Source organism: Chitinophagaceae bacterium (genome assembly GCA_007695095.1).
Classification (GTDB): domain Bacteria; phylum Bacteroidota; class Bacteroidia; order Chitinophagales; family REEL01; genus REEL01.
Genome location: REEL01000095.1, coordinates 20,849 through 32,316 on the forward strand (window position 1 = coordinate 20,849; position 11,468 = coordinate 32,316).

At 36.6% G+C, this 11,468-nt stretch carries 7 protein-coding genes; 4 read left to right on the forward strand and 3 right to left on the reverse strand.

Features of this window, described 5'->3' with window-relative positions:
* The first annotated feature begins 55 nt into the window (after window positions 1–55).
* On the forward strand, window positions 56–1,567 hold the full coding sequence (gene accC, locus EA412_05830; protein ID TVR79753.1) for an acetyl-CoA carboxylase biotin carboxylase subunit: 1,512 nt from the start codon (window positions 56–58) through the stop codon (window positions 1,565–1,567).
* On the opposite strand, the gene EA412_05835 is transcribed toward accC, so the two are convergent.
* Window positions 1,564–2,547 carry a hydroxyacid dehydrogenase gene (locus tag EA412_05835; GenBank protein ID TVR79754.1) on the reverse strand — a complete coding sequence of 328 codons (984 nt, stop codon included), beginning with the start codon at window positions 2,545–2,547 and terminating at the stop codon, window positions 1,564–1,566. The genes accC and EA412_05835 overlap by 4 nt on opposite strands.
* Window positions 2,548–2,706: 159 nt before the next feature.
* Here EA412_05835 and EA412_05840 point away from each other — a divergent pair, with 159 nt between their 5' ends.
* Entirely contained in the window at window positions 2,707–3,570 is an 864-nt protein-coding gene (locus EA412_05840) for a DMT family transporter (protein ID TVR79755.1), read from the forward strand.
* A gap of 53 nt (window positions 3,571–3,623) precedes the next feature.
* Complete coding sequence (locus tag EA412_05845; protein TVR79756.1) at window positions 3,624–6,038, forward strand: TonB-dependent receptor; 2,415 nt, start codon at window positions 3,624–3,626, stop codon at window positions 6,036–6,038.
* A gap of 42 nt (window positions 6,039–6,080) precedes the next feature.
* On the opposite strand, the gene EA412_05850 is transcribed toward EA412_05845, so the two are convergent.
* Together EA412_05850 and EA412_05855 are read right to left on the reverse strand one after the other, a co-directional pair.
* The gene (locus EA412_05850) at window positions 6,081–6,845 is read right to left on the reverse strand and encodes a hypothetical protein (protein ID TVR79757.1); all 765 of its coding nucleotides are present in this window, start codon (window positions 6,843–6,845) and stop codon (window positions 6,081–6,083) included.
* A 295-nt stretch (window positions 6,846–7,140) separates the two neighbouring features.
* Window positions 7,141–8,535, reverse strand: coding sequence for an RtcB family protein (locus EA412_05855; protein TVR79758.1), 1,395 nt, complete (start codon window positions 8,533–8,535; stop codon window positions 7,141–7,143).
* 469 nt (window positions 8,536–9,004) lie between these two features.
* Here EA412_05855 and EA412_05860 point away from each other — a divergent pair.
* The coding region (locus EA412_05860) for a hypothetical protein (GenBank protein ID TVR79759.1) at window positions 9,005–11,468 on the forward strand (2,464 nt) is incomplete at its 3' end.

Consider the following 11,468-nt stretch of genomic DNA (forward strand, 5'->3'; position numbering starts at 1 on the left):
TGATTTAATTAAATTATTTAATTTTACGGCTCTTTAAAATTGAAAAGCTATCTCTATGGAAAAAAAAATTGATAAAATCCTAATCGCTAACAGAGGTGAAATTGCCTTACGAATAATAAGATCTGCCCGTGAAATGAATATTAAAACAGTTGCTGTTTACTCAGAAGCAGACAGACTTTCACCACATGTTTTTTTAGCTGATGAATCTGTTTTTATAGGGAAAGCCGCTGCCTCAGAATCATATTTGAAGATTGAAAAAATCATTGACGCAGCATTAAAAACAAATTCCGATGCCATACATCCCGGTTATGGATTCCTTTCTGAAAATGCTGTTTTCGCTAATGCGGTTGAAAAAGCCGGACTAATTTTTATAGGTCCGTCAGCTGCAGCTATTGAAATAATGGGCAGCAAACTCGCGGCTAAAGCTGCTGTATCTAAATATGAAACCCCTTTAGTTCCCGGTACAGACAAAGCTATAGAAAGTCCGGAAGAAGGAATTAACATTGCTGCTGAAATCGGGTATCCAATTTTAATAAAAGCCTCAGCAGGAGGTGGTGGTAAAGGAATGCGCATAGTCGATAAAATGGACGATTTTGAAGAACAAATGCTCACCGCTATAAGTGAAGCCAAGTCAGCTTTTGGAGATGGAGCCGTTTTTATTGAAAAGTATATAGCTTCTCCAAAACACATTGAAGTTCAGGTTTTGGGAGATAAATACGGAAACTATGTTTACCTCCACGAAAGAGAATGTTCCATTCAAAGGAGGCACCAAAAAGTTATAGAAGAAGCTCCTTCACCGGTTGTAGATGAAAAAATCCGCAAAAAACTCGGGGAAGCAGCTATAAACGCAGCTAAATCCTGTAAATATTACAATGCCGGTACTGTAGAATTCATTATGGATCGGGAGAAAAACTTTTACTTCCTGGAAATGAATACCAGATTGCAAGTTGAGCATCCCGTTACTGAAATGATAACGGGTATAGATTTGGTAAAAGAACAAATAAAAATTGCCCGTGGTGATAAGCTTTCATTTGAGCAACATGAAATACCTTTGAACGGACATTCAATAGAGCTCAGAGTTTACGCGGAAGATCCGGAAAATAACTTTCTGCCCGATACAGGCAAGCTTACCAATTATCAGATACCTGCCGGATTCGGTGTAAGGGTAGATGACGGATTCAGAGAGGGTATGGATATTCCCGTTTACTACGATCCCATGATTGCGAAATTAATTGTTCATGGTTTAAACCGTGAAGAAGCTATTTCCAGAATGATTCGCGCTATTGAAGAATACAAAATTTCAGGTATTAAAAATACCTTGCAATTCGGTAAATTTGTTTTAGAACACCCTGCTTTTAAAGACGGTAGCTTTGATACGCATTTTGTAAAAAATTATTTTGAGCCGCAAAAGCTAAAAGAAAAGAATCTTAAAGATGATAAATTGGTTGCTGAAATTGCCTTAAGATTATTTCTAAATTTAAAAGAAGAAAAGGAAAAATCACTCAAACCTTTAAATGATAAAGCTTCTAAGTGGAGAGAAAAAAGAATTAAACTCAGAGGTAATTAATATCCTGCTTCGGGCTTAACTTCATTTAAGATTTTTCCGCTTTTTAAATACTCCCGGACATTTAAAAATGTAGTTTTCCTGTTGTCATCTATGGCTTGTTTTGAGTGGGCTGCCTTGTGCGGCGACATTACAACATTTTTCAGGTCATGAAATGCAAATTTTGACGGTAGGCAAACTTCATCATTCGATTTTGGATATTGATACCAAACATCTATAGCTGCCCCTTTGATATCCTCTGACTCTAAAGCTTTGAAAAAAGCTTCCTCCTCAAAAACATCTCCCCTGCCTACATTTATGACATACTTGCCAGAGAGGAGTTTCATGTTTTTAGCATTAAATAAGTGTTTTGTTTGATTGGTTAAAGGCAAACAACAAAAAACAATCTCAGATTCTGAAATTGCTTCTTCTAAATTATTTGTCAGTTGAATATCCTCAGTTTGTTGCTGTATATTATTTTTTAGTCCTGTAAACGAATTTGTAAATGGTTTTAAAAATTGATGAATCTTCTTTCCAATACTTCCATAACCTAAAATGGAAACCTTTTTATTTTGCATACTTTCCCATAAGTCGTCACTATTATGCGTTCTATACCATTTTCCTTTTGACAATTCATTATGATAAAAAACGAGCTTTCCTAAAAGAGAAAAAGCCAAAGCAATAGAACGCTCAGCTGTTATAAAAGCATTTCCATGTGCATTAGAAATTTTTATGTTTTTATCCTTTAACTGTTTCAAAGGCAATGAATTCACTCCGGCAAATGGGACAAAAAGGATTTTTAGCTTTTCTGCCAGCTCAATTTCCTTGTCAGTAATTCTTCCGGATACCAATACATCAGCATGTTTCATCTTTTCATTAAAACCTTCTTCGCTCCACTTTTCTTCCTTTACATATTGATAATTAAATTCAGACATTTCAGCTTTAAGCTGCTCTAATTCTTTTTGCCAATTTTCATTCAAGGGGTGTCTGAATAAAATATTCATGCTTTATTTTTTAAGTAGTTTTATCAAAACTACAGATTAAACTGCTTTTAAGTGTTTTCGTTTTCATAATTATAATGCTTTTACACAAAAAAAGTTAAGCTTAATTTGCATTAATGATGGTAGCAATTCGAAATTTAACGGCAATGTTTACCTTTGCATATGCTAAAACACAATCCAGGGAAGGCAGCTCTTTTTATGATTATTGCCACTATTTCTGCTACTATCATGCAGGTTTGTGTAAAATTTTTAGCTCATATTCCGGTGGTTGAATTAATCTTTTTTCGCTCAATCATTTCTCTGTTGTTAAGTGGTAGCTATATTATCCGAAACCGAATTCCCGTTTGGGGTAATAACAAAAAACTACTGGTGATAAGAGCGCTTGCAGGAGTTTTTGCTCTAACACTTTTTTTTCTGACACTTCAGAAATTACCTCTTGCATCAGCTATTACGCTTCAATATTTATCTCCATTTTTTTCTGTTTTATTGGGCAGGTTCATACTCAAAGAAAAATTTAAGAAGCTGCAACTTTTCTTTTTTCTGATGGCTATTTTCGGCATTGCAATTATGGGTGCTTTTGATGAAAGAATTCCGTTTATTTATGCTGTAATGGGAGTGGTTGCTGCTTTTTTTGCCGGTTTAGCCTATAATTTTATACGCTTACTTGGAAAAACAGACCACCCGATGACGGCTGTTTTTTACTTTCCACTACTGGCTACACCGGTTATGGCTATACCTACATATTTGCAATGGGTAACCCCTAGCCTTACAGATATTTTCTGGATAATTGGAATGGGGGTTTTTACTCAATTTCTGCAATATTATACCGCAAAATCTGTACAAAGTGATACCTTATCGCAGGTTACTATCATTAAATATCTGGGGATAGTATTTGGCATTACCGCAGGCTGGTTCATTTTTAATGAATCTTTATCCATGGAAAATATTGCAGGAATCACTATTGTAACCATTGCTGTTATTGGGAATTACTTTTTTGTAACTCAGAAAAAAATAAAGCCTGAATAATTTTGCAACAACGTTGCATAAACTCAAATTTTTGTATCTTTGCATATCTAATTATGCAGTCAATTTTCCATTTAAGATTTTTTCTAGTATTCGCTATAGCGGTACTCATACTTTTCAAGCCGGGTTTTTCTGAAAATCCGATTTTGGAAGAAGTTGATGTCAGTCAGCGCTTTAAATTAGAGGGCTATGTCTTTGATGTAGAAGGAGAACCACTTACAGGCGCACAAGTATACCTGCATGAAACTTTAAATGGAAGCATAACCGATCAAAACGGATTTTACAGTATTTCCAATATCAAACCGGGCTCTTACCATCTGCATATTAAGTTTCTAGGATTTGAAGCTCATGCTAAAACAATAGAAATAAAAAACCGTGATGTACAATACAGCTTTAGCATGCGAAATACGGATTTGGAAATCTCGGAAGTTATCATTGAAAGTAATCTACTTAAAAGAAAAGCCAGGGAAAAATCTCTGAGTATAGAAGTTATAAGTGCTGAGCAAATCAGGGAAAAAGGCGGCAATACTTTAATTCATTCTTTAGAGCATATTCCGGGTGTAAATGCTATGTCTACCGGAACAAATATCGTCAAACCTGTCATAAGGGGGCTTGGTTTTAACAGGGTATTGCTGAACGAAAACGGTATTAAACAAGAAGGTCAGCAATGGGGTGAAGAACATGGACTGGAGATTGATCAGTTCGCTGTTGAAAGAGTTGAAGTTATCAAAGGTCCGGGCAGCTTACTTTATGGCTCAGATGCTTTGGGTGGTGTGATAAACATTTCACCTCAAAGATATCCTTCCGGAGATTTCATAAAAGGAGGTGTCGATTTTAATGCCCGCAGTAACAATGAATTGATTGGTTTGTCTGCCTATTCGCATTTTCAAAAAAACAGAAAGTTTATATATTTCAGAGCTTCAGCATTAGATTACGGTGACTTTAAGGTACCGGCTGATTCTTTTACCTACAATCGCTATATTTTGCCCATTGAAAATGAGCGCTTGAAAAACACAGCCGGTCGTGAATACGCTTTAACCGGCCGCATAGGCATACAAGGTGACAGAGGATCTTCCAACTTACAAATCTCGAATATTGACCAAACCATTGGGTTTTTCCCCGGAGCTATTGGCATACCGAGAGCATATTTATTGGAAGATGATGGAGACAGCCGGAATATTGATATTCCTAATCAGGAAATTAGTCATTTTAAAGTAATTTCAAACAATACATTACTTTTTCGTAAAAACTGGTTAGATATTGATCTGGGCTTTCAACAAAATGTACGAAATGAAATCTCATTTCCTCACAGTCATGGATTTGGACCCAGACCGGAGGACAGTTTGGCTTTAGGACTAAACCTCAAAACATTTACAGCTAATATGAGATACTATTCCCGCTTAAATGAAAGCATTAACTTCATAACAGGAATCAATTCTCAGTACCAAATCAATGAAATTTCAGGTTTTGAATTTTTAATTCCCGAATACAGAAGCATACAGGCCGGGATTTTTCATTTTGCCGAGTGGGATGTTTCTGAAAGCCTGATTGTTAATGGAGGTATTCGTTTTGATTATGGCTATTTTGACATAGATGAATACTTAGAACCGCTTTACTCAGAGCCGGAAGTAATAAACGGTTTTTATGAGCGGGTTCCCGATACAGAAAGAAATTTTTACAATTTTTCAGCAGGCTTAGGCTTGTCTTATATGCCCAATGAAAACTGGAATTTTAAATTTAATTCAGGTCGCAGTTTTAAAATGCCGAATATTGCTGAATTAGGAGCTAATGGGGTGCATCACAGCACATTCCGCCACGAACAGGGCAATCCCGATTTAGACGTAGAAACCGGCTATCAGTTTGATGTTTCCATGACGTATCGCACTTCAAATTTTCGAATTGCTCTTTCTCCGTTTTTTAACTACTTTGACAATCATATCTACCTGCAACCTTCAGGTACTTTTTCTTTTTTACCGCATACCGGGCAACTTTATAACTATGTGCAGGCCAATGCCGTACATTTTGGAGGAGAATGGCTTTTAGAGTATCATCCGGTTTCTTTTCTGCATTTAGAATGGAATACGGAATATGTGATGGGGCATAATATTGAAGAAAATTATCCGCTTCCTTTTATCCCTCCCCTCACCAATCGCTTTATTGTTGAATACAGACATAACAAAGACTATGGCCCTTTAAATAATATACACTTGAATTTTCAGGCAAGGCATACTGCCAAACAAAGCCGAATCCAAAGAAATGAAAAAGCAACTGATGGCTACCTGCTTTTCAATGCAGGCATAGGCACGAGTATAGATGTAAAAAATCAATCTTTTTACCTGCAATTCCGGGTTGATAACATTTTAGATACCCGCTACAAAAATCATTTGAGTTATTACCGCTTACTGAATCTGCCGGAAGCCGGGAGAAATTTCACCCTCAGTATCAGCATTCCATTACATAAAGATTTGTAATTGATTAGTCAGTTCTAAAACAACAAGTTTTCTTTTTCCAATTCAGTTTTTCACTTTGCTTTCAATTAAATGAAACGTATAAATCGTCTTGAGTTTATTTACGGAATATACTGTCATCAAATGACTGAGATCTGCTTTATTTGATGTGTTTAAAGACACGTAGCCAAATTGTAAATTATCTCCGGGCGGGTTTGATATTTCTGCTGAGATATAGGTAAAAGCTTCCATTTTCTCACCGGATGAAAGTGTATATTCATATTTTTCACGTTGGTACACAAAATAGATAAACAACTCATAGGGTGTGTGATTAACTAAGCTGATTTTATTTTGATGTATAGAAGCACATTCCATAATTTCCTGCACAAAAGTGGTATCTTCTTCTTGCACATCCGGTTCTAATTCATCATTTTCAGGTCCTGTTTCAACTATATATGTTTGAATGATACGTTCTCTCATATCATGTGAGCGAACTGTTTTATTTGTAATCTCTCCGTCGGGACTAAACTCAGTAGTGGACTTATACCATTGAATACCGGCATCCGGAGCTGTAGAATAATTAGCTGTTTTAACAGCTCCATTGGGGTGGTGCGAAAAATAAACAGAGGCATGCCCTGCAAAACTTCTGATTTCCTTTTGATAAATTATCTCCCCTTTTATGTTATACGCTATAGCCTTCCCAATCATACCGCTTTTAGTCTTCATCGTAGAAAGGTTTCCATTATCAAAAAAATGAATTTCGATAGTATCCATTTCAGCAAAAACAGCCGTATTCGATATGAAAAAAAGTAAAAGATATAGATATTTCATATTTCAGGCAAAACAAATATTATGCCTGAATGATTTGATAGTATGGTTTAGGGAGGAGAATTTTCAATTTTATTTTTTAAATTAACATCACTTAAATATATTTCTTGAATTACTATTAGAAATTTTTAAATTTGATACATTGCACTTTCCTAATTTCTATCATGCCGGCGCTATGAAGCATTTCAGGGTTAATGGAGAGACTTCATTCTTCAATACCAATCAGAGTACAACCGGGTTCTGAGAGCTCCCAATACATTTTCCATTTGACATCATAAATTTTCCATTTTCTTCCCTCTCACTTCCTCTTTTTTTTCCTCTTATTTTTATACTTTTCTCTTGCTTTAACTTTCCAGGGTGCGTCGATTTGCCAATCACCTGCCATTATGCAACCATAAGGAATAATTTCGTCCACTACTTTTCCAAGTCCGAACTCTTTCATTTGTTTTTTTACGGTTTGTGCATTTTTGTAAGCACTCGGCAATTCTGAAATATCAATATGGCCTGAAAAAAATCGAATATCCAACCCTTTGGTTTCATCGTGAAAGATTTCTTCAATAGTTCTGTGCGCATTGTTCTTTTTATGTCTTGTCCGGCTAATATTCCTACCGGCTCCGTGGGGTGCAAATCCTAAGTTATTATCCGTTGTTTTTCCTTTGACAATTAAAACAGGCTCACTCATATTCAACGGAATAATTCGGAGTCCTTCTTTTGAGTCAGGTACAAATTTATCGTCAAGCGGAGTTGCTCCCTTTGCATGATAAAATAAATCATCTTCTTTAAAGACAAAATTATGCTCATTCCAAAATCTCTCAACCGGATCAGATTTTAGTTTCTCAACAGTAGCTTGATGAATCGTCGTGTGGTTTAGTTTTGTCCATTCTCTCACAATTTGCAATGCTTCCCAATAGGCTTTGCCTTCATCTGTGTCGTAAGGAATCCAGGCATTTTTTTCAAAGGTCTTAGGTGAAATTTCACGTCTAAAAAACTCGGCAAGCTTCATCCCTTGTGTATAAAGATTTGCACCAAAACCTCGACTTCCGTGGTGAGTTACCATAACGGTCTCACCGGTATTTCTTGAACGACCAATAAATAAGAAGTGATTGCCGTCTCCCTGAGTGGCAAGGTGGTTTCTGGCAAAATTTAAGCTTCTTTCATTGTTTAGAAATCTGTTTTCTGATATACGTTCTTCAAGTACTTTTGGTAAAAAAGAAAATTCATCTCGCCCACCACCTCCAAAATGTGTCACCGAATGGGCAAAATCTAAAACAGTCCCGGGATCGATATGTCCAAAGTTGGTCATCATTACAGAGCAACAAATGTCAGCACTATGCATAGAAGGGTGAATGGCGTTTTTGGCAACTACTACTCCTCCAACAGGAACTTGTCCGTTACCGGTGGGGCATGCGTCGGGCATAACAGCTCCACTGATCAAAGTGGGTGTTTTCATAAGGCCTTTCATTGATGAGATAACGTTTTCAACATTTAAAACCTCTTCTTCGGTCTCAGCTACTATATTTTGATAAAAGTCAACTGCCTGAGCATAAGGCTCTATATGTTTTGGCCGCATAGTTTCTAAATAATTTATTAAGCTGTCACCGCTTAATTGATTGTTGTTAGCATATTCAATTGCTTCTTTAAACCACTTCCCCGGCTTAAATCCCAATTCTATTAAATCTTTACCTGTAATCATTTAATATTTTTATTTCAGCTTTTGTTTTTTAAACTTTAAAATCACATATTAATCCATTAATTCGCGCTAAAAAAAAAGCATCACGCCTTTTATTAACGATGTAAAAAACAAATAATGTTATTTTCAAAAATATAAAAAATTGTTCATGATTAAAAAAGAGAGTATCTCTTCCGGGAAACAGATTCATTGTCTATATTTAAATCGAAAAAACTATGAGCAGTTAAGCGAGCATATAAGAATAGCTCAGCCCATATGACCTTTTCCATCCTAAAATTAACATTCAAAATATCTTTACAAGCCTTTATTATTGGGAAAACCTTTCCGGAAATAAATATACTTTTTCTTAAATAAATACGACCATTACTACCAATACACACATATATTAAATTTGCATTATTATTAAAGATTACCATGTTGTTTTTTTCATTTTTTGCCTACCTTTGCTGCACTTTTTATTAACTCAACACTAATGATTAAAAAATACTTTTTACTAACAAACTTTATCTTCCTAATAAGTTTATTTTGCCTCAACCTGCAAGCCCAATCCGTAACTATTGTCCAGCCAAATGGCGGGGAAACATTATATAGTTGTGAAGTTTATCCCATTACTTGGAATCAGTCGGGTTCTTTATCTAATTACTGGAATATTGATTATTCCTTAGATGGCGGAACAATTTGGGCATCTGTAGCCTCAAACTTCCAATCAACAACCGGAGAATACCTGTGGACTGTACCCAATGTAAGTTCAACTACGGTTTTAATCCGTGTCAGGGATGCTCAAAATCTGTCCACACAAGACATAAGTGATAGTCTTTTCTCCATTAACTTTCCTATACAAATTACTTCCCCGGTCGGTGGCGAAGTATGGCAAGGACTCAGCACTCAACAAATTACCTGGGATGCGGGTGGAACTTCGAACACATACCAAATCCACTATTCAAAAAACGGTGGGAATACATGGATTCCTATAGTTACCAACTACTCGTCACTTACAGGGACTTACGACTGGACAGTACCGAATGACCCGGGTTCAAATGTTATAGTCAGAGTTCGGGATGCAGCTCAATATTGCAAACAGGATATCAGTAATGTATTTGAAATCACCCCTGCCCAACCGGTTTTATTAACCCCTAACGGAGGAGAAGAATTATGGCCGGGATGTAGTTATCAAATCACCTGGGATCAGGAAACTTTTTATTCAAATGTAAGATTGGAATATTCAGATGACAACGGAGTCACCTGGAACACAGCCTTTAGTTCAACATCAAATAATGGCAGCAGAAACTGGACGCCACCTGCGAATATAATTCCCGGCAATCAATACTTAATCAAAGCATCCAACACAGCAGATTTTAATGTGTTTGATGTGAGTGATGCACCTTTTACCATACTTGAACCCATTGAGATAATTAATCCAATGGCCGGTGATACGGTATATGGATGTAATCTATTAGCAATAGAAATGATAAAATCAACTTGTATAGGTAATTTCAGGGTTTTGTATTCCTTAGATAACGGAGCAACATGGAGTACCATTATCACATCTTTATCGAACACTTCTAACAATAACCAGATATACGAAAACTGGACAATCCCAAATGGCATTACAACCGATGAAGCTATCATAAGAGTTGAGCGAGCTTTTGATAATACTGTTTTTGCAGAATCGGAAGTGTTTAGCATACGTCCAAGTAATGATATTACCGTAACCGCACCTACTCCCGGAGAGTCAATCAATGCCTCAACAACTTATCAAATCACTTGGGACAACACACCTAATGTTTCCGGAGCTTATGACTTACATTATAAAACAGTGAGCAGCGGATGGACAACAATCGCAACGAACATTACAGGAAATGCCTATAATTGGAATGTCCCCAATATGAGTGCAAGTACTGTGCAAATAAGAGTAAGAGACAGAAATAATACTTGTAAAGCAAATATTACGGAGAATTTTACAATAATACCGGATCAACCGATACTATTGGGACCAAACGGCGGGGAAGAATTTTGGCCGGGATGTTCTTACCCGATTACATGGGACGCCAGTACTTTTTATACGAATCCGACTATTCAATACTCTTCAGATAGTGGAAGTACATGGACAACAATATGGAGTACATCCACAAATAATGGCAGTAGAAACTGGGGCGTACCCATTGGTGCAACACCGGGCGATAATTATCTCATCAAAATTTTCAATAGCGGTAATTCCACTTTACATGATGTGAGTGATGCACCTTTTACAATTAAAACTCCTCTTACAGTAATAGAACCTGATGAAACAGACACTTTAATTGGTTGTACAACATTCCCTATACGATTTGAAACTTCGGGTTGTATAGGCAGCTTAAGAATTTCTTATTCTATCGATGGAGGTGACAACTGGACTGTCATTGTTTCATCTCTATCTAACTCTACTTCCGGAATGAGAACTTACAACTGGAGTGTACCTAATGGTATTAACACAGATGAAGCAAAAATAAGAGTTGAAAGAGCATTTGACAGCAGTGTTTTTCATGAATCAGAACTGTTTAGCATCAGGCCAAGCGATGAGATAGATGTTTTAACCCCAACTGCCGGAGAATCAGTTCCGGCTTTACAGCCTTATGAAATTACCTGGAATCATACCCCTGTAGTATCTGAATTTGAAATTCACTATAGTATAAACGATGGAGGTGTATGGAATTTAATAGATAATAATGTATCCGGAACAAGTTTTACCTGGGAACCGCCAAACACCCCTACTTCAACTGCAAGAATAAGAGTCAGAGACCGTTTTAATTACTGCAGACACGAAGTAAGCGATGCTTTTACAATTACCCCTGCCCAACCGGTTTTACTTACTCCCAACGGAGGAGAAGAACTATGGCCGGGCTGTAGTTATCAAATCACCTGGGATCAGGAAACTTTTTATTCAAATGTAAGATTGG

Bases quoted from the DNA above. Each gene is read 5' to 3' on its own strand.
- EA412_05845 (TVR79756.1), top strand. From the start codon at position 3,624: ATGCAGTCAATTTTCCATTTAAGATTTTTTCTAGTATTCGCTATAGCG.
- EA412_05835 (TVR79754.1), bottom strand. From the start codon at position 2,547: ATGAATATTTTATTCAGACACCCCTTGAATGAAAATTGGCAAAAAGAA.
- EA412_05850 (TVR79757.1), bottom strand. From the start codon at position 6,845: ATGAAATATCTATATCTTTTACTTTTTTTCATATCGAATACGGCTGTT.
- EA412_05855 (TVR79758.1), bottom strand. From the start codon at position 8,535: ATGATTACAGGTAAAGATTTAATAGAATTGGGATTTAAGCCGGGGAAG.
- EA412_05840 (TVR79755.1), top strand. From the start codon at position 2,707: ATGCTAAAACACAATCCAGGGAAGGCAGCTCTTTTTATGATTATTGCC.
- accC (TVR79753.1), top strand. From the start codon at position 56: ATGGAAAAAAAAATTGATAAAATCCTAATCGCTAACAGAGGTGAAATT.